Raw genomic sequence first — 23883 nt, forward strand, 5'->3', positions numbered from 1 at the left:
AGTATGACTCAGATGACACCCCGCGAAATTGTTCATGCACTCGATCAGTACATCATCGGCCAACAGGATGCCAAGCGTGCCGTGGCGATTGCGCTGCGCAATCGCTGGCGCCGCATGAAGCTCGATGATGATCTGCGCCCGGAAGTGACCCCCAAGAACATTCTGATGATCGGCCCCACCGGCGTGGGCAAGACCGAAATCGCCCGCCGCCTGGCCAAGCTTGCCCGGGCGCCGTTCATCAAGGTCGAAGCCACCAAGTTCACCGAAGTGGGCTATGTTGGCCGCGACGTCGAGTCGATCATTCGTGATCTGATGGAAGCGGCCATCAAGATGGTGCGCGAGCACGCCAAGGAAGAGGTCGGCCACCGCGCTGAAGACGCCGCGGAAGATCGCGTGCTCGACGCCCTGCTGCCACCGCCCCGCGGCCAGGAAGACAAGCCGCGCGAAGATAGCAGCACGCGCCAGTCATTTCGCAAGAAGCTGCGCGAAGGCCAGCTCGACGATAAAGAGATCGACATCGAAGTGCTCTCCCAGGGCCAGGGCGTGGACATCATGACCCCGCCGGGCATGGAAGAGATGACCAACCAGCTGCAGAGTCTGTTCTCCAGCATGGGCCAGCAGAAACGCGAACAGCGCCGGGTTACCGTCAAGGAAGCCCTGGTGCTGCTGCGCGACGAAGAAGCGGGCAAGCTGGTCAACGAAGACGAGATCAAGGCGCGTGCGGTTGAATCCGTCGAGCAGCACGGCATCGTGTTCCTGGATGAGATCGACAAGGTGGCCAAGGGCAGCGGCCAGTCCAGCGGCGGCGAAGTCTCCCGCGAAGGCGTGCAGCGCGACCTGCTGCCGCTGATCGAAGGCTCTACCGTGTCGACCAAGTACGGCATGGTCAAGACCGACCATATCCTGTTCATCGCCTCCGGCGCTTTCCACCTGTCGCGCCCGTCAGATCTGATTCCGGAGCTTCAGGGCCGCCTGCCGATTCGCGTCGAGCTCGATGCGCTCACTCCGAATGATTTCAAGCGCATTCTGACTGAGCCTTCGGCCTCACTGACCAAGCAGTACCAGGCGCTGCTGGCCACCGAAGGGCTGGATATCGAATTCACCCCGGACGGCATCGAGCGTATCGCCGAGATCTCCTGGCAGGTCAACGAAGGCACCGAGAACATCGGCGCGCGGCGTTTGCACACCGTGATGGAGCGCCTGCTGGAAGAGGCCTCGTTCAAGGGTGGCGACATGGATAGCCCGTTGACCATCGATGCGGATTACGTCAACGCTCAGCTTGGCGAGCTGGCCGTCGACGAAGACCTGTCACGCTACATTCTGTAGGCCTGCCAACCGGTACGGTCAAGGCAGTTTGCCACCGCGCGCTTGCTACGGCATGAATCGCGGGGCAAGCTGCCTTTTACCGTCTATCGTCTCGAGGTAATGCACTCATGAACGCCCCTACTCCCGCCCCTATCCCCAGCAGGGTTCACTACCACAAGCAGTCGCGCGAGCTGGAACTTGGCTACTCAAGCGGCGAGACCTACCGGCTGCCGGTCGAACTCCTGCGGGTCTACTCTCCGTCAGCGGAAGTGCGCGGCCACGGTGGCGACAGCGCCGTCCTGCAGGTAGGCAAGAAGCACGTCGGGCTTGAGAACATTACCCAGGCGGGCAACTATGCGCTAAAGCTCTATTTCGATGACGGCCACGACAGCGGTCTTTTCAGTTGGAACTACCTGCTGGAGCTTGCCACCCATCAACAGGCGTACTGGGATAACTATTTCAAGCGGCTTGAAGACGCTGGCGCTTCGCGAGAGCCTGCCGGCATTCACTTCAAGCAGCTGTGACGCTGGGCCACCCATCGCTAACGTGCGTCGCGCCGTTCTTTCAGTCGCTATGCTTTTTCAGTCGCCATAGTGAGGCGCGCCTGCTCTGGCGCAGACAAATTGGGCCAGACAAGGCTACAATATCGGCAACCTTTTAACACGGCGACCATTCGGTCGATTGTTACCGCCTCGAACTCGGGAGCCAGAGCCCCATGAGCCCCACGGAAAAGCGCACTACCCATTTTGGATACCAGGAAGTACCGGTCGACGAGAAAGCCTCCCGGGTTGCCGACGTATTTCACTCCGTTGCCGCCCGCTACGATGTCATGAACGACTTGATGTCCATGGGCATTCACCGGGTCTGGAAGCGGATGACCATCGAGCGCGCCGGTGTGCGCCCCGGCCATCACGTGCTGGATATCGCCGGCGGCACCGGCGACCTGACGCTCAAGTTCTCGCGCCTGGTAGGCCCGCGCGGCAAGGTGGTACTGGCCGATATCAACGCCTCGATGCTCAAGGTGGGCCGCGACAAGCTGATCGATAATGGTGTAGGCGGCAACGTCGAGTACGTTCAGGCCAACGCCGAGTGCCTGCCGTTCCCGGATAACAGCTTCGACTGCATCACCATCGCCTTCGGCCTGCGCAACGTTACCGACAAGGACGCCGCGCTACGCTCCATGGCACGGGTGCTCAAGCCAGGCGGCCGGCTGCTGGTGCTGGAGTTCTCCAAGCCCAACAACCCGCTGCTTTCCAAGGCCTACGATGAGTACTCCTTCCGCCTGCTGCCACGCATGGGCGAACTGGTGGCCGGTGACGGCGAAAGCTACCGCTATCTGGCCGAATCGATTCGCATGCACCCGGACCAGGAAACGCTCAAGGCGATGATGGAAACCGCAGGCCTTGAACGGGTGGAGTACACCAACCTGACCGGCGGCATCGTAGCGCTGCACCGCGGCATCAAGTTATGACCTTGCAGTACCGCAGGCCGCACCAGTCTTTCAAGGCGCTCCCCAACCAGAGGTCCGCATGCTGGTAACCCCGACCCTGCTACTGGCCGGTTGTGAACGCACGCTCAACGCCCTGCTGGCCCGCGACCCGGCGGCGCCTTCGCGCCTGGCGGCACTGGCGGGCAGCCGCCTGCTGGTACGCCTGGACAAACCTCATCTCGAGCTGGTGCTCCACTACCACCTGTCAGGCATTGACCTGATGCGCGGCGACGGCGTCGAGGAGGCTGACGTGGACGCCGTGGTGGAGCTCACCCCGGAGACGTTTTCCGAGTGGATCAGCGGCGCCTCCATCGAGCGTCTGATGTTCGACGGCAAGCTCGCCGTTCGCGGGCGCGTTCATCTGCTGGAAGCGACTCGCGACCTGCTGTTTGACCTGGATATCGATTGGGAGGGTGAGCTTGCCCGCTGGCTGGGTGACATGCCCGCCCATTCGCTTGCCGAAGGCGTGCGCCGCCTGACCCGCTGGGGCCTGCGCGCCAAGGACGAGCTGCTTCAGGACGTTTCCGAATACGTGTTTGAAGAGGCGCGCCTGCTGCCCGGCCGCCAGCAGCGTGATCTGCTGCGCGAGCACTTGACCGAACTTGAGGTGGCCACCGACCGCCTGGAAGCGCGCCTCAACCGGCTGCACCGCCGTTTAACCCAGTCAGCACTCGCCCCTGATGTATCGTCCGCCGCCCAGGAGCCGCGTTCATGAGCTTGCGCTTGTTCAAAATTCTTTGGGTGATTGCGCGCCACCGTCTGGACACGTTGATCCCCATGGAGCGCCTGCCGCTCTGGCTGCGTACCCTGCTGTGGTTCTCGCCGCTACGGCTGATGGCGGTAGGCAAGCGTAGCCGTGGCGAGCGGCTGCGCCTGGCCCTGGAAGCGCTTGGCCCGATCTTCATCAAGTTTGGCCAGATGCTCTCCACGCGGCGGGATCTTTTACCTGATGACATCGCCAATGAACTTCGGCGGTTGCAGGATCAAGTGCCGCCTTTTCCAGCCGAGCTTGCCGCTGCACGCGTTGAAAAAGAGCTTGAAATGTCACTTGAGGTGGCATTTGCCGAATTCGAGAAGGAACCTCTTGCTTCGGCCTCCATTGCCCAGGTGCACGCCGCCCGGCTGCACACCGGCGAAGAGGTGGTGGTCAAGATCATTCGCCCGGGCATCGACCGCATCATGCGCCAGGACATGACGCTGATGTATCAGGTCGCCAAACTGTTTGCCAAGGTGCCGGAAGCGCGCAGGCTACGCCCGGTGGAAGTCATCCGCGACTACGAATCCACCCTGTTCGACGAGCTCGACCTTTACAAGGAAGCGGCCAACACCTCCCAGCTCAAGCGCAATTTCAAGGATTCGCCGCTGATGTTCGTGCCCACCATCTACTGGCCCTTTACCCGGCGCCATGTGATGGTTCAGGAGCGGATCCGCGGGATTCCCGTGGCAGATATCGACGCCTTGATGGCCAAGGGCGCCAATCTCAAGAAGCTTGCCGAGCGCGGTGTCGAGATCTTCTTTACCCAGGTATTTCGCGACAACTTCTTTCACGCCGACATGCACCCGGGCAACATCTTCGTCAACTGCGACAATCCGGAAGACCCCCAGTACATCGCCATCGACTGCGGCATCGTGGGCAGCCTGACCCGCGAGGATCAGGACTACCTGGCACGCAACCTGCTGGCGTTCTTCCATCAGGACTATTACGAAGTGGCGGCGCTGCATATCGAGTCAGGCTGGGTGGGCGAAAATACCCGTGCCAATGAGTTTGCAGCGGCCATTCGCACCGTGTGCGAGCCGATTCTTGAAAAGCCGCTGAAGGACATCTCCTTTGGTCAGGTGCTGCTGGGGCTTTTCCAGACCGCACGGCGCTTCAATATGGAAGTACAGCCGCAGCTGGTGCTGCTGCAGAAGACTCTGCTCAATATCGAGGGCCTGGGCCGCCAGCTCTACCCGGAACTCGACCTGTGGAGCACTGCCAAGCCCTATCTTGAGCAGTGGATGAAAGAGCGCGCCGGCGTCAGCGGGCTGTGGGAGTCGTTGAAGCGCCAGGCCCCCGAGCTTTCCCATCAGCTGCCCGAGCTGCCCGTGCTTGCCCATCAGGCGCTTACCCGCATGGAAATCGAACACCGCCAGCGCCACCAGCAGGTGGATGCCATTCACCATATGCAGCGCCACATGGCCCGCCAGGGAAAACGCCACTACCGTTTGCGCATCGGGGTTCTGCTGGTGGCCATTGCCCTGGCCTGGCAGCCCTTGAGCGGCTGGGCAAGCGCCCAGGAGTGGCCGGTACTGGCTGCTGCAGGCCTTGGCCTGCTGCTTCTGCTTTGGCAATAGCCAGGCCCTGCAACGGCTATGCCCACTGTTTCAAAGGAGAGACATGAATACGCCCCCAACGCCCAACCCGACGCCTGAGTCTGCGCCAGTGCTTGACACCCTGGCCGAAGTGCTCAAAGAGCGCCGACACGCATCCCCGGATAATTCTTATGTCGCCTCCTTGCATCACAAGGGTTTGAACAAGATACTCGAAAAAGTGGGCGAGGAAGCGACGGAAACACTGCTGGCCGCGAAGGATGCCGAACACGGCAGCGCGGCACAGCGTCAAGCGGTCATCGCAGAAACTGCTGACCTGTGGTTTCATAGCCTGGTCATGCTGTCTCACTTGGAGCTTGACCATCAGGATGTATTAAATGAGCTGGCGCGACGCTTTGGCATTTCCGGCCATGACGAAAAAGCCGCCCGTACGCCATAATAGCAAGACGACCCTGAATCAATGAGGAAATGCATATGTTAGGTGGCATCAGTATTTGGCAGCTGCTGATTGTATTAGGCATCATCATCCTGATCTTCGGCACCAAGAAATTGCGCAACGTGGGCAGCGACCTGGGTGGCGCGGTCAAGGGCTTCAAGAAAGCCGTTCATGAAGATGAGAAAGACGAAAAGCACGACGCCGACCAGCCCCACGCCAAGGTAGGCCATGAAGAGCCGATCAATACCTACGATGTGCAGGCGGAAGAGAAGACCACGCCCCGCAGCGAAGAGCGCAAATAATCTATGCTGGATATCGGTTTTCTTGAACTGATGCTGATCGGCATCGTCGGGCTTCTGGTACTTGGCCCCGAACGCCTCCCGCGGGCGGCGCGCACGACTGGCCTGTGGGTTGGCAAGATCAAGCGCACGATATCCGGCATGCAGCGCGAAATCAGCGCCCAGCTTGAAGCCGAAGAGCTGCGCCAGGCGCTCAAGGACCAGCAGAAGTCCCTGAACGACAGCCTGAAAAAGGCCAAGCAGGAGGTGGAAAGCATTGCCGACCCCTCCTCGCCCTCGGCGTCTGGAACCACGGCTCAGGTCCCCAGGGAAACCGAACGGCGCGTGGCTCAGGCAAGCGCGCAGCTTGACGATGCTCTTCAGGAAGTCAACGACACGCCGCCCGAACCCACCTCTTCAGAGGCCCCGGCGACCTCTCACAAGGATAGCAATCACCCATGAGCACTCCTGGCGACTCTCGGGAGCCCCCGCAGGATCAACAGCAGGCACCGCTGATCGAACACCTCATCGAGCTGCGCATGCGGCTGGTGCGGGCGGTCGTCGTGGTGCTGGTGGTCTTTCTGGGCCTCTACGCTTTTGCCAACGATATCTACAGCTTTGTGGCCGAACCGTTGATGGACCTGCTGCCGCCGGGCTCACAGATGATTGCCACCGAAGTGGCATCGCCGTTTCTCGCGCCGTTCAAGCTGACGCTGGTCGTGGCGGTATTCATTGCGATTCCTTTCGTGCTGCATCAGGCGTGGGCCTTTATCGCCCCGGGTCTCTACGACAATGAAAAGGCGCTGGCGATACCCATTCTGGTCTCCAGCATCGCGCTTTTTTATGCCGGCGCTGCCTTTGCCTACTATGTGGTGTTTCCGCTGCTGTTTGCCTTTTTCACCCAGACGGGGCCTGAAAACGTCGCGGTGATGACCGATATCAACCAGTACCTGAACTTCGTGCTGAAGCTCTTTTTTGCCTTCGGTCTGGCGTTTGAAATACCTATTGCCACGTTCCTGCTGATTCTGTCCGGGGCCACCAGCGTCCAGAGCCTTTCCCAGAAGCGGCCCTATATCTTTCTGGGCTGTTTCGTGGTCGGCATGCTGCTGACGCCACCGGACGTGGTGTCGCAGAGCCTGCTTGCCCTGCCCATGTACCTGCTTTATGAAGTGGGCCTGCTGTTTGGCCGGCTGGTGCGTAAAAAGCGCGACGAAAAAGCGGCGGCGGAAGAGCAGGAGCCATAGGCCGGACTCTGCCCCGCCATCCACCGCCACGTGTGAATGCCGCTTGCCCTTGAACGCCTCTGCCACTCCTCTGGCAGAGGCGTTCTGGTTTTACGGGTTGAGCGGTTTTTGATCCATCATTTCATCGATGCGGTCTACCAGCTTGAAAATGCCGGTAGCGGCTTCACTGATACGCGTCGCCAGCATATAGGCGGGTGTGGTGACCACGCGGTGTTCAAGATCCACCACGATATCGTCCACCGCGCAGCTGCGGTGCAGGCCGCCCATGGCGCTGATGGCACCCGCCACGCTCGGGTCATGCCCTACGGTCACCGCGATGCTGTCGCCCAAAAGGCGCGGTACCAGTACCGGGGAAATACACATCATGCCAATCGGCTTGGCATCTTCCCAGAACGGTGTCAGCGCCTCCTTGAGCGCCTCCAGCACCTGCATGCCGTCGCCCTCGCTGGCAAAGTCGGAGAGGTTCTTGGCCACACCGAAACCGCCCGGCACGATTACCGCGTCGAATTCACTGGCCTTGAGTTCATCAAGCGGCTGAATCTCGCCGCGGGCAAGGCGCGCCGACTCCTGGAGCACGTTACGCGGCTCACCTTCCTGGGCTTCCTGGGTCAGGTGATTGACGACGTGATGCTGCTCGATATCCGGCGCAAAGCAGCGGTAATCGATACCCAGCTGATCCAGACGCAGCAGCGTCAGCGTGGTTTCATAGATTTCAGACCCATCAAAAACGCCGCAACCTGCCAGCACTACTGCCACCTGTTTGGTCATGCCTTTCTCCTTGTCCCTGGGTTGCCTATTGTTATCAGGCAAGCAAGCGCTAACTTTAGTCAGTCAGGGCCGCGGCCACAAGACGGCTTTCGCCGTAAGACATGCCTGATATACTCGGGGCAGGCCTTTGGGCATCCGCATTTTCGACCCAGTTGGGAGAGAGACGTTGAGTACATTGAGTCCCCGCCAGTTCCCCGGTACGCGCATGCGCCGCATGCGCCGCGACGACTTTTCCCGCCGCCTGATGCAGGAATCCACGCTGACCCCGTCTGATTTGATTCTGCCGGTGTTTGTGCTGGAGGGTGAAAACCAGCGCGAGGCGATCCCCTCCATGCCGGGCGTCGAGCGTTTATCGATTGACCTGCTGATCGAGCAGGCAAGAGAAGCCCATGCGCTTGGCATTCCCGCCCTGGCGCTGTTTCCCGTGGTGGGCAGCGAGCAGAAGAGCGAGTTTGCCGAAGAGGCCTACAACGCAAGTGGCCTGGTTCAGCGCAGCGTGCGAGCGCTCAAGGACGCGCTGCCGGCGCTTGGCATCATTACCGACGTGGCGCTCGACCCTTACACCAGTCACGGCCAGGACGGCATTCTCGACGAGCACGGCTATGTCCAGAATGACCGTACGGTCGAAACGCTGCTCAAGCAGGCACTCTCTCACGCCGAAGCCGGCGCCGATGTGCTGGCCCCGTCCGACATGATGGATGGTCGCATCGGGGCCATCCGTCAGGTGCTTGAGCAGGAGCTCTTGCATAACGTGCGCATCATGGCCTACAGCGCCAAGTACGCTTCCAAGTACTACGGCCCGTTTCGTGATGCGGTCGGCTCGGCGGCCAATCTGGGCAAGGCCGACAAGCGCACCTATCAGATGGACCCGGCCAACAGCGATGAAGCGCTGCACGAAGTCGCCATGGACATCAGCGAAGGCGCCGACATGGTGATGGTCAAGCCCGGCATGCCCTATCTGGACGTGGTTCAACGGGTCAAGAGCGAACTCAAGGTACCTACGTTCGCCTATCAGGTAAGCGGCGAGTACGCCATGCACCGCGCCGCGTTCGACAACGGCTGGCTGGAAGCCGAACCGGTGATTCTGGAATCGCTCATGTGCTTCAAGCGAGCAGGCGCCGACGGCATCCTGACCTACTTTGCGCTGGAAGCGGCGCATCTACTGCAGGCCAACCGCTAGGCCCAACGCCTCCAAGATGACAGATAGGTGACACTTATCTGTCATCTTTACTCCCCATACTGCTCTGGAGGCAGGTATCACGCTATGCTAGTTAAAGCCATTATGGCGGGGGAGCAACTATGGACGACAACGTTTCACCATCCACGACGCTGACAGAATCCGCAAGCGCCGAGGGAGATAGCCTGCCACTGCGCATCAACCGCACGCCCAACGGTGTGCATGCCCGCGAAGCGCTCAGCGAAACCGACCTCGACGACCCCCAGCTCTACTTCAACCGCGAACTCTCCCACCTGCAGTTCAACATTCGCGTGCTCGAGCAGGCGCTGGATGATGCTCATCCGCTCCTGAACCGCTTGATGTTTCTGCTGATTTTTTCATCCAACATGGATGAGTTCTTCGAAATTCGCGTAGCGGGCCTGAAGCATCAGCTGGCGCTCGGCGATGACACCACCGCCGCCGACGGTCGCTTGCCCAAGGCGGTGCTGAGCGAGATTTCCGACATTGCCCATCAACAGATCGCGCGCCAGTACCGTATTCTCAACGACACCCTGCTACCGGCGCTGGAGAATCAGGGGCTGCGTTTTCGCCGCCGCGACCAGTGGACCGAAGCGCAAAAGGCCTGGGTGTATGATCTGTTCAACAACGAAATCATGCCGGTCATCAGCCCCATCGGCCTGGACCCGTCGCACCCCTTCCCGCGGCTGGTCAACAAGAGCCTGAACTTCATCGTCGAGCTTGAAGGTAAAGACGCTTTTGGCCGCGCGGGTGGCATGGCCATACTGCCCGCACCGCGCTCGCTGCCCAGGCTGATGCCGCTGCCCAAGGAGCTGTGTGCCGAAGGCTTTTCCGAGTACGTGTTCCTGTCGTCGATGATTCATGCCCATGCCGAGGAGCTGTTTCCCGGCATGCGCGTGCGCGGCTGCTATCAGTTCCGGCTGACCCGCAACGCGGACATGACCGTAGACCCCGAGGAGGTGTCAGACCTGGCCTCGGCGCTGCGCGGCGAGCTGCTTGCCCGGCGTTACGGCCGCGGCGTGCGTCTGGAGGTGGCGGAAAACTGCCCGGATGATCTGACCAACTTCCTGCTACGTCAGTTCGAGCTGGATGCCGAAGACCTCTACCGCGTTCAGGGGCCGGTGAACCTGACCCGCATGATGTCGGTACTGGGCGATGTCGACCGGCCCGAGCTTGTGTATCGCCCGTATACGCCGGGGATTCCCAAAGCGTTGAAAACCGGCAGCCTGTTCGATGCCATTGCCAAGAACGACGTGCTCCTGCACCACCCGTTTCAGTCGTTCTCACCGATCGAGGAACTTCTGCGCGAAGCCGCCCGCGACCCGGACGTGCTGGCCATCAAGCAGACGCTTTACCGTACCGGTTCCGACTCACCGATCGTCAGCGCCTTGGTGGATGCGGCAAGCCAGGGCAAGGAAGTCACCGTGGTGATCGAGCTGCGCGCGCGTTTTGACGAGGCCGACAACCTGCAGCTCGCCTCGCGCCTGCAGGAAGCGGGCGCCATCGTCATCTATGGCGTGATGGCCTACAAGACCCACGCCAAGATGCTGCATATCGTACGCCGCGAGAAAGGCGAGCTGCGCCACTACGCCCATTTAGGGACCGGCAACTACCACTCCAAGACCGCCAAGCTTTACACCGACTACAGCCTGCTCACGGCCAACACCGCGCTATGCGCCGATGTACACAAGGTGTTTCAGCAGCTTTCCGGCATGGGCCGAGCGCGCAAGATCGATACGCTGCTGCACGCGCCCTTCACCCTCCACGAGCGCCTGGTGGAGATGATCGACCGTGAGGCGCAGCTGGCGCGCAAGGGCAAGCGCGGCCATATCATCATCAAGTGCAACTCACTGACCGAGCCCAAGCTGATCAAGGCGCTGTACCGCGCTTCCCAAGCGGGCGTCGAGTGTGACCTGATCATTCGCGGCATGTGCTGCCTGAAGCCTGACCTGCCGGGTATCTCCGAAAATATTCGCGTACGCTCGATCATCGGCCGCTTCCTGGAGCATACCCGGGTCTTTCACTTTCACAACGACGGCAAGTCGGAGACCTGGTGCTCGAGTGCGGATTTCATGTCACGCAACATGTTTCACCGGGTTGAAACCTGCTTTCCGCTGCTGGATAAAAAGCTCGCCACGCGGGTACGCAAGGATCTTGAAACCTATCTGGTGGATAACTGCCAGAGCTGGCTTTTGCAGAGTGACGGCAGCTACCGCTCCCAGGACCCCGGTAGCAGCGATGCCATCAGCGCCCAGGAAACCCTGCTTTACGCCTACGCCTCCAAAAGTTAGGCCGCGTGTTTCAGGGGGAGTGGTTTCACATCCCGGGGGAGTGTGAAAAAATGCATGAAACTCATGCTTTCCAACAATCCGGGTGAATCAACTTCAACATGATTGAATTACGCCATTTACGCACGCTGCTTGCCCTGCGCGAGACGGGGTCACTGGTGGATGCAGCCGAACGCGTACACCTTACCCAGTCGGCGCTTTCCCACCAGTTGAAGGACCTAGAAAGCCGGGTCGACAGCGCGCTGTTTGTGCGTAAGACCCGTCCGGTCGAATTTACCCGCGCCGGCCTGCGGCTTCTGGCTCTGGCCGACCAGATACTGCCGGAAGTGCGCAAGGCCGAGCGCGATGTAGCGCGTCTGGCGGGTACCGAGCAGGGCCGTTTGCACATGGCCATCGAGTGCCATAGCTGCTTTCAATGGCTGATGCCGACGGTGGATTACTTTCGCGATCACTGGCCTGAAGTGGAAATCGATATTCCCAGCGGCCACCACTTCGACCCGCTGCCGGCACTGGCCCGCGAACAGCTCGACCTGGTGATTACCGCCGACCCCCAGCCGCTTGAGGGCGTGCACTACGCGCCGCTGTTTCGCTACGAGGGGCTTCTGGCCGTGGCAAAGCAGCATACCTACGCCGGGCAAGGCTTCGTGGAGCCGCAGGCGCTGGCCGACCAGACGCTGATTACCTACCCTGTCGAGCAATCCCGCCTGGATGTATTTACCCAGTTTCTCGACCCCGCCGGTGTGCGCCCCCAGGAGATCCGCACCGCGGAGCTCACCATCATGATGATGCAGCTGGTCGCCAGCGGGCGCGGCGTCTGTTCGCTGCCCAACTGGGCATTGACGGAGTATCTGGAGCGCGATTACGTAAGCGCGGTAAAACTGGGCGAAAACGGCATCTGGAGCACGCTGTACGCGGCCATTCGTGAAGAGACGCTTGAAGCGCCGTGGATGCAGGATTTTCTGCGCACCGCCCGGGAAACCTCGTTTGCCGTGCTGTCAGGCATCAAACCGGCGTCTCGCGACGAGGAACCAGCAGCGTAAAGCGGGCACCGCCAAGCGTGGGGCTGGTGTCTACCGTCACGCTGCCTCCGTGGCCGGCCATGATCTTCTGGACAATCGAAAGCCCCAGACCGTAACCGCCCAGGCTGCGCGCCCGGCTGTCGTCCAGGCGAGTAAAGGGCTTGAAGATATCCACACGCGCATCGAAGGGTATGCCGGGGCCGTCGTCTTCCACATCGATACGCACCAGCTGGGCTTCGCTCCACAGCCGGATGGTAATGTGCTTTTTGCCGTAGCGGCAGGCGTTGCCCACCAGGTTCTGCAGCGCCCGCTGCAGGTAGCGCGGCTCGGCCATAAGCTCGATATCGGGCCCCTCTTCAAGCGAGAGCGAAAGCTCTTCATGCAGCGGCGCCAGCGTATCGATCACCCGTTCGGCCATGGCGCGGCAATCTACCAGGGCCATTTCCAGCTCGGCGCCGTTCACGGTTTCCCCGCCCAGGCGCGCGTAGGTGAGAATCTCGTCCACCAGCTCGTCGAGCTCGGAAATATCCGCATCTATGCCCTGCAGCTGGCGACGAATGGCCGGCTGGTCGGTCATGTCTTCCACCATCTGCACAGCAAAGCGAATCCGCGCAACCGGCGTGCGCAGCTCGTGGGACACCGCGCGGATCATCTCCTGCTGGCCGCGCAGCAGGGTCTGTACCTGGCTTGCCATGCCGTTGAAGGCCAGCCCCAGGCGGCCCAGAAAGTCGTCGCTTTCGACCTTCACTCGCGTTTCGAGCCTGCCGCTGGCGATGCGCGTGGCGGCAAGCTCCAGGCGCGCCATGCGCGTTTCGATATTGCGCATGATCAGGTAAATGATCAGGCACAGCACCACCATGACCCCGATCAGAAGCGGCAGTTGCAGATTCATGGGCAGCGTGTCGCCCCGCGTGATCGGGCCCGCCATGATCCAGACGTCTTCGCCAGGCAGCTGCTGGAGCAGGCTGATGGCAAGCTTGTCGGAAATCAGCAGGGTCAACACGTTACCCAGCTCCAGCTGGCGCTGCTGCCTGTCCGTCAGGTTGTCGGGCAGCGTCGACAGCAGTAGAAGTGGCCAGCTGCCCGAGCTTAGCGCGGCAAGCGCCCGCTCACGCTCATCATTGGGCAAGGTGGCCAACCATTCGCCCAGCAGAACCATGCTTCCCTGCCACTGACGCTCGCTCCAGGCCGGCAGCGTAGCCTCAAGCAGCCACTGGCTACCCGGCAGCCGCTGGCGAAGACGCCACGGGTCTTCGGCCACCAGCACGCTGCCACGCTCAATGCGTTTTCCGGCAAAATAGCCAAGCTCCACTTCGCTGATACGCCGCAGGGTAAGCTGCATGCCCAACTGCTCGGCAAAGCGGCTGATCAAACGCTCACGCTCGTCAACCGCTGAGTCAGCCAGTTGGCGAGTCATCAGCGACATGGGCAGCGCCGCCAGCTGTTCGCGGTAATCCTCACGGCGTACCTGTTCGATAAACGAGCGGCCGCCGAGTGCGATCAGCAGCACGACGCACAGCGCCAGGCCCAGCAGCAGGTAGAACTTGAAAAACGAGCTATGGCTAAGCGGTCGAAGCATGGCACTTGCCCTTGGCGTTCATCAGCTGTCTTTCACGAAAAGATAGCCTTTGCTGCGTACGGTCTTGATGCGATGAGGCTGGTTGGGGTCATCGCCGATCTTGGGGCGAATGCGCGATACCCGAACGTCAATGGAGCGGTCCTGGCCGTCGTACTTGATGCCGCGCAGCTCGGTGAAAATCTCTTCACGGGTCAAAACCCGGCCGGCATTGCGGGCCAGCAGCCACAGGAGGTCGAATTCGGCACTGGTCAGGTCGATGCGCTCGCTGGCAAGCCAGGCTTCGCGAGTCGCGTTATCGATTTCCAGGTTATCAAAGCGCAAGCGCATTTCACCGTTGGGGGCGGGGCCATCGGCACGGCGCAGCAAGGCGCGCATGCGGGCCAGCAGTACCCGGGGCTGAACGGGCTTGGGCACGTAGTCGTCTGCGCCCATCTCAAGCCCCAGAATCTGGTCAAGATCGTCGGTGCGCGCCGTCAGCATCATGATGGGACCGGCGAAGTTGGGGCGCACACGGCGGCAGATGGAGAGGCCGTCTTCACCAGGTAGCATGAGATCCAGAATCACCAGATCCGGCTGCAGGGTCAGAATACGATCGGTGCCCTTTGCCCCGTCGGCTTCCAGAGTGACCTGAAAACCGTTGGCTTCAAGATAATCGCGCGTGAGTTCTGCCAGCCGCTGGTCGTCTTCGATAATCAGGATATGGTCCTGATCTGGGTAGTCAGGCATCACCGTTTCCTGTGACTCAAGCGCCTGAAATTGCTCTTCCAAGTGATTTACCATCTTATCTCTCACTCTGCCTGGGCAGTTCGTCGTCCATCCAGCTACCCGTTATAAAAAAAGCAGGTTATCACCTGTTCATACAATATCTTAAAACCTCTCACCGTTTGACGCTGACACGCTATGCCTTTTTACGCTTTACACGCCCTCTCGCCCTCTTGATTCTTCTACCGGCGAGGACTAATGTAAGGGCAAGCAAGCAGGCTGTCGACAATCTGACAGGAGGGTTAAGCCATGGGAGATGGCAAGGCGAAAAGTGTTATCAAACGTGTTTACGTTCCGACCCAGGTACGCGACCTGCCCAATGGGGAAAAGCTGAAAATTCCGGGGCATTATAAAGCGCCTCCGAATCAGGGGAATAGCGCGTAGCCGTACATCCTAATAGAAAAGGCAGGCGCAAGGCCTGCCTTTTTTAATGCAACACGTGTTTCAAGGAGTGGCGCTACCCCTTTGGCCCCATTAACAGCCAGATAATCAGGCCGACCAGCGGGAAGCACAGTAGTGCCAGTATCCACAGCAGCTTGGCAACGCCACCGGCTGAACTCTTGGCAACCTTGACGATGGCCCAGACCAGAATGATGAGCCAGATAAGACCTAACAATCCACCTACTTCGATACCCATAGCAGTTCCTTAGCGTGTTGTATCCATGAGCTTTTAGCTAAGCACATCACTGTCGTGTTCACAAGTACCGCTTACGAATCCGGCAGGCTCAGTACCATTTCACCGCTGCGTATTTCGATGTTGAGCAGATGCAAGAAACTCATGCCCAGCAGTACCGTATCGTCATCCATGCCCGGGCTGATGGAACCCGGCACGTTACTTGCCCGAATCCCGCCCAGCGTCACCTCATCAAGCTCGGTGAGATTGCCCTGCACTCGGCCGTTGGCCGTGTTGAACCAGGCGTTTCGCCCACGCTCCAGGCCCAACTGACGAGCCAGCTGATCCGAGACGGCCACGTAAGTGGCACCGGTATCCAGCAGAAACCTGACCGGCTCGCCGTTGATTTCACCGGGCGCTTCGAAATGCCCGGAGCGGTTACGCTTGAGCGTTACCGGACCGCCGTCGGAGGCGGCCTGCACAATGTGCGCATTGGGTGTCAGGATCTTCTCCATACCGCCATCCAGCCACCACGTGCCAAGCCCGATGAGCAGTACCCAGAAGAGCATCATCATCACGATGCCGCCGCGCTGCGCTGAATGCATTATGTGCTCCCTACTCCGGTGTTTTAAGCGTTCTTCCAGGCAATTGCAGCTTCACGGCCGCGGCGCTCGTTGACCCTTGAACAGATCAGCATGGCAACAACGAAAAGGCCGACACATAAAAGAATAGACGCCTGCAGGCCAATCATCGCCTGAAGCACGCCGAGCATGACGATTCCCATCACCCCGGCAAGCTTGTTGGCCAGACCCCAGAAGCCAAAGAACTCGGCAGATTTCTCGAGCGGCGAGAATACCCCGACCAGGGCGCGGCTGGCCGATTGGCTGGACCCCAGGCTAAGCCCTGCCAGACATCCCACGATCAGAAACACGTACTGGGCCTGCCACTGCCAGCCAAATCGCGCGTTTGCCAGCGTGGCTATTTCCGGCGTGGCCCAGATGGCAATGATGGCCACTACCCAGAGCCCGAGGGTGATCTGATAGGTTCGCTTGGCACCCAGGCGATCCTGAAGCCAGCCAAACCCCAAGGCGCCTGCCGCCGCGGTGACCTGAACGATGATGAACATGATGTTACGCACGCTCTCGTCCCAGCCAATGACCTGGGCACCGTAAATGAACGCAAACGCGATAATGATGTAGACCCCGGCCATGGAGAACAGCAGCGAGATCAAGAAGACCGTCAGATCCTTGAAGTAACGCAGCTCGCGCATGGTCGAATAAACCCGCTGCTGGGCGATGCGCCAGTAGGCAACGCCGGAGGGCTTGGGGGTGCCACGCTCCTTTAGCCATAAAAAGGTAGGAATGGCGGTGACCAGGAAAAACCCTGCAGCGAAAGGCCCTACCCAGCGTATGCGGTCAAAGTTCTCCGCTGTGGCCTCGCCCAGCACCAAAAGCGTGAAACCGGCGGCAAACAGTCCGCCGATATAGCCAAGCGACCAGCCAAAGCCGGAAATCTTGCCAAGCTTCTCCGGCGGGCCAAGCTCGGGCAGAAAGGCGGCAATAAAGGATTCACCCATCGAGTAGGCGTAATTGGACACGACAATCAGTATCAGCCCCATGACCACGTACCCGGGAGTGACAAAGTAAAGCATCGCGGTAGTGGCTACCGTGGCCAGATAGCTGAACATCAAAAAGCGTTTCTTTTCCGCCCGGTAATCCATCACTGCCCCGCACAGCGGAGCGGTAATCACCACCATCAGGTAGCTGATGGCCAGTGCCAGGCTCCACAGGAAGTTGGCCAGCCGAAAGCCGTCGCCCCGGTCGCCGACAATCACCGTGGTAAACAGCTCACCAAACACCACCGTGATAATCAGCAGGGTATACGCCTGATTGGCGAAGTCGAACATGGCCCAGCCCACTATTTCCCGGCGCGAGGCGTAGGCGGAGGGGGCCTTGGCAGCATCATTTAGCAACATACGGGCTCTCTTGTAAGGGCAGCAGGCAGGTATCGACCTGCGGGACGGCGATCAACGCCACTTCATGGCGGGTGAGCATACTGCGAAAGCAAACGCCCGGCCTATAGCCGGGCGCTTTGACTAGCGTTACAACAGGTTGGCCTATAAAAGCCAATGTGCCAAGACAGCAGAAAGCCCTACGACCAGCGCCGTGACGACAGCCACGGTGACTATCTTGTCGAGCCAGCGGTCCAGCCAGCGCTCAAGCGCTGCTCCCTTGGGCTGGCGCCGCGTGGCACCGTGACGCCCCTGCCGAGCCATCAGCATCCCCGCTCCATGTGTCTGCTCCTGAAGGCCTGATCAATACCCTTTAACTATTGATACGCCGATTGACGATACTCGGCGCACGCCGCAGACGCTCTTCTTCACCCATCTGCTCGGCTTCAAAAGCGTCGGCACCCACCGGCGTTTCGCCATGGCGACGATACAGCTGCGTCAGCATGGCTTTACGGTCAGCGCGCAGCTCGCGCACCAGCACGATCACCATCATATACAGAATAAAGGTAAACGGCAGTGCCGCAAGCACCGCTGCCGACTGAAGCCCGGAAAGGCCGCCAGCCACGATCAGCGTCAAACAGATGGCAGCGATCAGCACGCCCCAGATAACTCGCTTGTAAAGGGGCGGATTGATGGAGCCATTATCGGTCATTTGCGCCACGATATACGAGGCCGAATCCGCCGAGGTGACCAGAAAGATGAAGATCAGCAGCATGGCCACCACCGACAGCACACCCGAGAACGGCATCAGCTCGAACATCTCGAATAGCGCCACGGTAATGTTGTCCTGGGTAGCCGCCGCCAGGCCAACGTTATCGCCGTTGAGCTCCATGTTCAGCGCCGCGCCGCCAAATACGCCAATCCACAGGCAGGCAAGCAAAGGCGGCACCAGCAGCACGCCAAACACATACTCCTTGATGGTACGCCCGCGCGAGACCCGCGCCACGAACGTGCCTACGAACGGCGACCAGGCGATGACCCAGGCCCAGTAGAAGATCGTCCAGCTGCTGGCCCACTCGTTATCGCTGTAGGGCGAAATGCGCAGGCTCATGCCGATGAAGTTCTGCAGGTAGTCGCCGATACCGAGCGTAATGGTTTCGAGAATGGCAATCGTCGGCCCGGTCACCAGCACATAGAGCATCAGGCCGATACATAACGCCATGTTCAGGTTGGAGAGCCGCTTGATGCCTTTATCGAGCCCCGACCAGGTCGACAGCATATAGGCGCAGAACATCACCAGCAGAATGATGAACTGCCAGAAGCCGTTTTCCGGCAGGCCGAAAACCGCATTCAGGCCGCCGTTCATCTGCAGTACGCCAAGCCCCAGAGACGTTGCCACGCCCATCACGGTGGCCACCACGGCAAACACGTCAAGCCAGGAGGCGTAAGGCCGCAGACGCGGCTTCTTGGCGGTTACCGATGAGAGCACCGACGAGACAAGCCCCGCCTGCCCTTTACGAAACTGGAAGTAGGCAATGATGAGTCCTACCACCGAGAACGCCGCCCACTGATGAATGCCCCAGTTGAAATAGCTGTACTGGATGGCATAGCGCGCTGCCGCCTCGGTTTCGGCGGTCACATCACCATAAGGAGGCTCGATATAGTGGGTCATGGGCTCGGCCATGCCGTAAAACACCAGCCCCACGCCAAATCCTGCCGCCAGCAGCATGCTTATCCAGGAAAAGAAGCTGTAGTTGGGCGTGCTGTCCTGAGGCCCCAGGCGCACCTTTCCATACTTGCTGAACGCAAGTGCAAACAAAAAGATGACAAATCCGAATACCGAGATCAGATAAAACCAGCCGAAAAGCCGTGTGACGGTACCCAATGCCGCTTCGGCGGCGCTGCCAAAACCGTCCGGAAAGGCAGCTCCTACCACCACCAGGCTAAAAATGATCACAGTCGATGCGATAAAAACCGACTTTCCTCCATGATTCGACATATAACCACCCTGTTAGCTAGATCTTCCGTTAAAACTGCACAGACGTTCATAACCCTAGCGCCTCACCAATGTTTATGTACAGTTTTCATTGAACTAAACACAAATGTTGTACCTTAATCCGTTTATCGTTGTCTGTAATAGCTGACACCCTGCTGCCGGCCTGCTTGAAACAAGTGCTTTAACTAAAAGCTGGGTAAATGCCGCCATGTAAAACGATGCGCATAAGCTACCAATGAACTTGCCAGGCTAGCTGTGTTCCAATAAGGCAAACGACGATGGAGGCTTTTATGCCACAGATGAATCGCGACCAACGTAACGCTGCCTGGCAGGCCGCCCACCAGTGGCGGGCACGTGCCGCGCAGACCCGACCCACCGGGTTGATGGGCAGCCTGAAGCTTTTATTAACGTGGCTGGCGTTTGGAGCATTGATGGTGGTTGGCGTGGTGCTTGGCCTGATCTTTCTTCTGATCGGCTGGGCGATGATGCCGTTCATGCGTCACAAGATGAAAAAGCGCATGGAGCAGATGCGTGCCGACCAGGCTCAGGATATTGGCGGTGGCTATGCTCATCCGCATGCCCGAACCGAGCCCCGTTCAGGTCATCAGGACGCGCTGGAGGGCAGCTATGAAGTCAAACAGGAAACGCCCCACCGCTAAGCCGAAATAGAGCGTTCTTGCTTCTTTCTGAAACAGATCGCGCCGCTTTTAAAGCGGCGCATATACCCATGCAAATGCAGCCGCCAGCGTAAGCGGCATCACGATCAGGCTTCCCAGGTTGCCGATAAGCACTAGCGAGGCCACTTTCTGGGGGGCGAGCTTGAACTGCTCGGCCACCAGGTAGTTGAGCACCGCAGGCGGCAAGGCGGAAAACACCAGAAGCGCTGCCATCTGAAGCGGCTCCAGCGGAAGTAGCCACATCAACGGCAGGCCAATCATCAGCCCGGAAAGCGGGCAAAGTACCGCGCCCAGCAAGCCCGTATGCCAGTCGCCTAGATCCACGTCCAGAAGCCGCACGCCCAAGGCAAACAGCATCAGTGGAATACACACCCCACCCAGCATGTGCATGGCTTCCAGCAGCCAGCCCGGTAGCCCTACCCCGCTCACGTTCACCAACAGCCCAGCCAGGCTTGCCGCCACGATGGGCATGCGCAGGATGTGCCACACCGAGGTGCGCGGGTTGATCATGTAAAGCCCCACCGAGAAGTGCAGCACCATCTCGACGATAAACAGCACCACCGCCGCCGGCAGCGCCGCCTCACCAAAGGCCAGCACTAGCAGCGGCACGCCCATGTTGCCGGTATTGTTGAACATCATGGGCGGCAGAAAGGTTTTTATATCCAGTTTCAACCAGGCCGCCAGCGGCCACAGCACGAGCCCCGACCCCAGCACGACGGCGGCGCCGGCAAACCCGAGCCATGCGTAATCCGCCAGCGGCGCCTGACGGTCGGCCAGCACCGCAAACACCAGCAGAGGAACGAACAGCTCCATGTTCAGGGTGTTGAGACTGCTGATATCCGGCGTGCGAAAACGCCCATAGAGCGCCCCGCTACCGGCAATCAGAAACACCGGCAGCAGGGTGGCCAGAATATGCCCCATCATGGAGTGTGCCCCGGTTGGCGTGGGTACATGGTCACATCTCTTGTTGTTATGGTGTGGGCACAGCCACTTCACGCCCCTGTTCAGGGTTCAAGAAAGCGCTGCCAGAGTGCGCCTACCGCTGTCCGGTGCATCTTGAAGTCCTCTGGTTCGCCCATGGCCTTTTCGCCGGTCAGCGCACCGCGATGAGTGCGGCTGCGGTAGGCAAGATACGCCTGCTTGAGCTGTTCGCCCTCCTCGGCAGGTAAGTACCCACTATCAGCCAGCGTCTCAAGAATGCGGATGTTGTCGCTATAGGTCAGCAGTGCTGGCGTCTGGTGAGCAAGTGCTAACACCGCGTACTGGCAGAGGAACTCGATATCGACCATGCCTCCGGCGTCGTGCTTGAGATCAAAGCGGGTATCCGGCGCCTTGCTGCCCAGGTGATCGCGCATCTTGTGACGCATGCTCACCACGTCATCGCGCAGGGTCTGGGTATCGCGCTGGCGTCCGAGTATCTCGCCACGAATCTGGTCAAAGCGCTTGGCAAGCGTCTCGCTTCCGGCCACCACGCGGGCGCGCACCAATGCCTGGTGCTCCCAGGTCCAGGCATTCTGCTGCTGGTAGTCGGCAAAGGCATCGAGCGAGGTGACCAGAAGGCCCGCATTGCCTGAAGGGCGCAGACGCATATCCACCTCATACAGACTGCCGGCGGGGGTCACCGCAGTGAGCAGATGGATGATCCGCTGGCCCAGGCGAGTAAAGAACAGCGGCGTCTCGATCGGTCGCGCGCCGTCGGTGGCGCCTTTACCATCACTATCGTGAAGGAACACCAGGTCAAGGTCCGAGCCGTAGCCAAGCTCGATACCGCCGAGCTTGCCGTACCCCAGAATCAGGAAGGCCGGCTCGCGCGCGTTGAGCCCCTGAGGGGCGCCGTGCTTGCGAGTCACGTGCTTCCAGGCCATAGCCAGTACGGCGTCAAGAATCACCTCGGCGATATAGGTGAGGTAATCGCTTACTTTCATCAAGTGGCGCGTGCCCGCCACGTCCGATGCAGCCACATGAAGCATTTGCGCGTGCTTGAACACGCGCAGTGCTTCCAGCTGGGCCTCTTCATCCTCTTCCGGCAGGCGGTTGAGCGTCTGGCGCAGCTCATCGGCCAGGCGCGTCTTGTCGGCGGGCGTGTAGAGCGTTTCCGGGGTCAGCAGCTCATCGAGCAGAATGGGGTAACGCGCCAGCTGCTCGGCAATCCAGGGGCTGGCCACGCACAGGCGCATCAGATGCTCCAGGGCGTGGGGGTTTTCGCGCAGCAGCGCCAGATACGCCGTGCGCCGCAGTACCGACTCGATCAGCGGCTGTACCCGGGCAAGCGCAATATCCGGCATCTCGTTTTCGGCCACGGCCGCCAGCAGAAGTGGCATCAGCGCATCCAGGCGCTCAAAACCGATCCGCTGCATGCTCTGCACCTGGCGCGAATGGTAAAGGCTCTGCAGACGCTTGAGCACTTTATCAGGCTCGGCAAAGCCAGAGTCGCGCAGGTAGGCCACCGCGTCCTCTTGGTCGAGCTCGTTGCGCCATATCAGCCGCCACTGGGCCGGCGCCAGGCGGCTCTCTTTACCCGCCTCCTCGGCCTCCTCCTCTTCCGGGTCGGCAATCACCGCGTCAAAGTGGCGGCGCACGCGCTCACGCGCGGCCTCAAGGGCCTCCATCAGCGCGGGCCACTCCCGGTAGCCCATGGCAAAGGCAACGCGCGCCTGATCAAGCTCATCCACGGGCAGCGTCTGGGTCTGGCGGTCTTCAAGGGCCTGCAGCACGTGCTCGATATCGCGCAGAAAGGCGTAATCGGGCAGCAGCTCATCCACCACTGCCTGGGGCAGAAGCCCCAAGGCTGGCAGGCGATTCAGCGCCTTGTAGAGCGAGGTGATCTGCAACTCGGTGTCGCGGCCGCCACGAATCAGCTGAAACGCCTGCACCACGAACTCCACTTCGCGAATTCCGCCAGGGCCAAGCTTGATATTGCTCTGCATGCCCTTGCGCTTCACTTCGCGGTTGATCATGGCTTTAAGTTCGCGCAGCGATTCGATGGCACCAAAATCGAGATAGCGGCGGTAGACGAAGGGCCTAAGGCTTGCCAGAAGCTCGGTGCCGGCCTCCAGGTCGCCGGCCACCGGGCGCGCCTTGAGCATGGCATAACGCTCCCATTCGCGGCCCTGATCCTGATAGTAGCTTGAAAGCATCGAGAAACTGCCCACCAGCGGCCCGCCGTCGCCCAAGGGGCGCAGGCGCATATCCACTCGAAACACGAAGCCATCGGCGGTCATCGCGTCGAGCGCGGCAATCAGCTTCTGGCCAAGCTTGGTGAAATACTCCTGATGCTCCAGCGGCTTGCGCCCGCCCTGGGTTTCGCCCTTTTCGGGAAAGGCGAAGATCAGATCGATATCCGAGGAGAGGTTGAGCTCCCCCGCCCCCAGCTTGCCCATGCCCAACACCACCAGGCGCTGGGGCGAGCCGTCGGCTCGCGTAGCGGGCAGCCCCCAGCGGCTGGCGTAGAACCGCTCGAGCCAGCCAAGCGCCCCTTCCAGGCACAGCTCGGCCAGTTGGGAAACCGCCTGGGCGGTATGCCACATGGTGTGGCCCGCCGGGCGGTTCAGGTCACGCCATACAATTCCCAGCATGCGCGCCCGCCGAAACCGGCGCAGTACCCGCTGCATGGCAGCGTCATCCTCGGCGCCATCAAGCGCGGCATGAAGCCACTGCTGCTGGTCGTGGCGCGCAGGCGCGGCGTCAAGCTCCCCAGAAGCTTCAAGCTCGCCCAGCCAGCCCGGGTAGCGTGCCAGCGTATCGAGTGCAAAGGTGGAAACCGTGACGACCCGGGTGAGCGCCTCGCGGCGCGGTTCGGCAAGCGCTTCCCAGTGCCGGGATGGCAGCGGCTGCTTGGTCATCGAGGCAACGCTGTCCGCCTGACCAAGCGCATCGCCAAGCCGCTGGCCCGCCTTGCGTGCCGCATCGAAAAGCGCCTCGGGCAGAATATGTGCGCATAAAAAGCCGTCGTCTAGTTGCATAACCACCTCAT

Annotated in this window: 23 protein-coding genes; 13 read left to right on the top strand and 10 right to left on the bottom strand. The window is 60.4% G+C overall.

Annotated elements, in window-relative coordinates:
• The first annotated feature begins 3 nt into the window (after nt 1–3).
• The 9 genes from hslU (at nt 4) to tatC (ending at nt 7062) form a co-directional block, all read left to right on the top strand.
• On the top strand, nt 4–1326 hold the full coding sequence (gene hslU, locus B0H98_RS04155; protein ID WP_106373778.1) for an ATP-dependent protease ATPase subunit HslU: 1323 nt from the start codon (nt 4–6) through the stop codon (nt 1324–1326).
• Between the two features lie 107 nt (nt 1327–1433).
• Nucleotides 1434–1829, top strand: coding sequence for a gamma-butyrobetaine hydroxylase family protein (locus B0H98_RS04160; protein ID WP_106373779.1), 396 nt, complete (start codon nt 1434–1436; stop codon nt 1827–1829).
• Between the two features lie 191 nt (nt 1830–2020).
• Nucleotides 2021–2776 (top strand): bifunctional demethylmenaquinone methyltransferase/2-methoxy-6-polyprenyl-1,4-benzoquinol methylase UbiE, encoded by a 756-nt coding sequence (gene ubiE, locus B0H98_RS04165; RefSeq protein ID WP_106373780.1) that lies wholly within the window; start codon nt 2021–2023, stop codon nt 2774–2776.
• 58 nt (nt 2777–2834) lie between these two features.
• Nucleotides 2835–3509 carry a ubiquinone biosynthesis accessory factor UbiJ gene (locus B0H98_RS04170; protein ID WP_106373781.1) on the top strand — a complete coding sequence of 225 codons (675 nt, stop codon included), beginning with the start codon at nt 2835–2837 and terminating at the stop codon, nt 3507–3509.
• Nucleotides 3506–5128, top strand: a complete 1623-nt coding sequence (gene ubiB, locus B0H98_RS04175) for a ubiquinone biosynthesis regulatory protein kinase UbiB (RefSeq protein WP_106373782.1) — start codon at nt 3506–3508, stop codon at nt 5126–5128. The genes B0H98_RS04170 and ubiB overlap by 4 nt, the downstream gene beginning before the upstream one ends.
• Nucleotides 5129–5171: 43 nt before the next feature.
• The gene (locus B0H98_RS04180; RefSeq protein ID WP_106373783.1) at nt 5172–5543 is read left to right on the top strand and encodes a phosphoribosyl-ATP diphosphatase; all 372 of its coding nucleotides are present in this window, start codon (nt 5172–5174) and stop codon (nt 5541–5543) included.
• A gap of 35 nt (nt 5544–5578) precedes the next feature.
• A complete protein-coding gene (tatA, locus tag B0H98_RS04185) occupies nt 5579–5842 on the top strand; it encodes a Sec-independent protein translocase subunit TatA (protein WP_106373784.1) in 264 nt (87 codons plus the stop codon).
• Between the two features lie 3 nt (nt 5843–5845).
• Nucleotides 5846–6280: a Sec-independent protein translocase protein TatB gene (tatB, locus tag B0H98_RS04190; RefSeq protein ID WP_106373785.1), complete on the top strand. Its 435-nt coding sequence runs from the start codon at nt 5846–5848 to the stop codon at nt 6278–6280.
• Nucleotides 6277–7062, top strand: a complete 786-nt coding sequence (tatC, locus tag B0H98_RS04195) for a twin-arginine translocase subunit TatC (RefSeq protein WP_106373786.1) — start codon at nt 6277–6279, stop codon at nt 7060–7062. Before tatB ends, tatC begins: the two co-directional genes overlap by 4 nt.
• A gap of 90 nt (nt 7063–7152) precedes the next feature.
• On the opposite strand, the gene elbB is transcribed toward tatC, so the two are convergent.
• Nucleotides 7153–7830 (bottom strand): isoprenoid biosynthesis glyoxalase ElbB, encoded by a 678-nt coding sequence (gene elbB, locus B0H98_RS04200; RefSeq protein ID WP_106373787.1) that lies wholly within the window; start codon nt 7828–7830, stop codon nt 7153–7155.
• A 166-nt stretch (nt 7831–7996) separates the two neighbouring features.
• On the opposite strand from elbB, the gene hemB reads away from it, so the two are divergent.
• From hemB to B0H98_RS04215, 3 genes are all read left to right on the top strand, one after another.
• Nucleotides 7997–9010, top strand: coding sequence for a porphobilinogen synthase (gene hemB / locus B0H98_RS04205; RefSeq protein ID WP_106373788.1), 1014 nt, complete (start codon nt 7997–7999; stop codon nt 9008–9010).
• Nucleotides 9011–9129: 119 nt separating this feature from the next.
• Nucleotides 9130–11316 carry a polyphosphate kinase 1 gene (gene ppk1, locus B0H98_RS04210; RefSeq protein WP_106373789.1) on the top strand — a complete coding sequence of 729 codons (2187 nt, stop codon included), beginning with the start codon at nt 9130–9132 and terminating at the stop codon, nt 11314–11316.
• Between the two features lie 98 nt (nt 11317–11414).
• Nucleotides 11415–12353 (top strand): LysR family transcriptional regulator, encoded by a 939-nt coding sequence (locus tag B0H98_RS04215; RefSeq protein WP_106373790.1) that lies wholly within the window; start codon nt 11415–11417, stop codon nt 12351–12353.
• On the opposite strand, the gene B0H98_RS04220 is transcribed toward B0H98_RS04215, so the two are convergent.
• The 7 genes from B0H98_RS04220 to B0H98_RS04245 all read right to left on the bottom strand — a co-directional run bounded on the left by B0H98_RS04220 (nt 12316) and on the right by B0H98_RS04245 (nt 19236).
• A complete protein-coding gene (locus B0H98_RS04220; RefSeq protein ID WP_106373791.1) occupies nt 12316–13911 on the bottom strand; it encodes an ATP-binding protein in 1596 nt (531 codons plus the stop codon). The two genes, B0H98_RS04215 and B0H98_RS04220, sit on opposite strands and share 38 nt — an antisense overlap.
• Nucleotides 13912–13932: 21 nt before the next feature.
• Nucleotides 13933–14691 carry a winged helix-turn-helix domain-containing protein gene (locus B0H98_RS04225; protein ID WP_106373792.1) on the bottom strand — a complete coding sequence of 253 codons (759 nt, stop codon included), beginning with the start codon at nt 14689–14691 and terminating at the stop codon, nt 13933–13935.
• A gap of 439 nt (nt 14692–15130) precedes the next feature.
• Nucleotides 15131–15310: a PLDc N-terminal domain-containing protein gene (locus B0H98_RS04230; RefSeq protein ID WP_106373793.1), complete on the bottom strand. Its 180-nt coding sequence runs from the start codon at nt 15308–15310 to the stop codon at nt 15131–15133.
• A 71-nt stretch (nt 15311–15381) separates the two neighbouring features.
• Nucleotides 15382–15891, bottom strand: coding sequence for a retropepsin-like aspartic protease family protein (locus B0H98_RS04235; protein WP_106373794.1), 510 nt, complete (start codon nt 15889–15891; stop codon nt 15382–15384).
• Between the two features lie 23 nt (nt 15892–15914).
• Entirely contained in the window at nt 15915–17261 is a 1347-nt protein-coding gene (locus tag B0H98_RS04240) for an MFS transporter (protein WP_106373795.1), read from the bottom strand.
• 141 nt (nt 17262–17402) lie between these two features.
• Nucleotides 17403–17567 carry a hypothetical protein gene (locus B0H98_RS17030; protein WP_167392628.1) on the bottom strand — a complete coding sequence of 55 codons (165 nt, stop codon included), beginning with the start codon at nt 17565–17567 and terminating at the stop codon, nt 17403–17405.
• Between the two features lie 43 nt (nt 17568–17610).
• Nucleotides 17611–19236: a BCCT family transporter gene (locus B0H98_RS04245; RefSeq protein WP_106373796.1), complete on the bottom strand. Its 1626-nt coding sequence runs from the start codon at nt 19234–19236 to the stop codon at nt 17611–17613.
• Between the two features lie 287 nt (nt 19237–19523).
• Between B0H98_RS04245 and B0H98_RS04250 the strand changes: the two genes are divergently transcribed.
• Nucleotides 19524–19892, top strand: coding sequence for a hypothetical protein (locus tag B0H98_RS04250; RefSeq protein WP_106373888.1), 369 nt, complete (start codon nt 19524–19526; stop codon nt 19890–19892).
• Between the two features lie 48 nt (nt 19893–19940).
• Here the strand turns inward: B0H98_RS04250 and B0H98_RS04255 are convergent, their stop codons facing one another.
• Together B0H98_RS04255 and glnE are read right to left on the bottom strand one after the other, a co-directional pair.
• Entirely contained in the window at nt 19941–20834 is an 894-nt protein-coding gene (locus B0H98_RS04255) for an AEC family transporter (RefSeq protein ID WP_106373797.1), read from the bottom strand.
• Nucleotides 20835–20914: 80 nt separating this feature from the next.
• Nucleotides 20915–23872, bottom strand: coding sequence for a bifunctional [glutamate--ammonia ligase]-adenylyl-L-tyrosine phosphorylase/[glutamate--ammonia-ligase] adenylyltransferase (glnE, locus tag B0H98_RS04260; RefSeq protein ID WP_106373798.1), 2958 nt, complete (start codon nt 23870–23872; stop codon nt 20915–20917).
• Nucleotides 23873–23883: the final 11 nt, after the last annotated feature.

The sequence above is a fragment of the Vreelandella songnenensis genome (assembly GCF_003002925.1).
GTDB classification, from domain to species: domain Bacteria; phylum Pseudomonadota; class Gammaproteobacteria; order Pseudomonadales; family Halomonadaceae; genus Vreelandella; species Vreelandella songnenensis.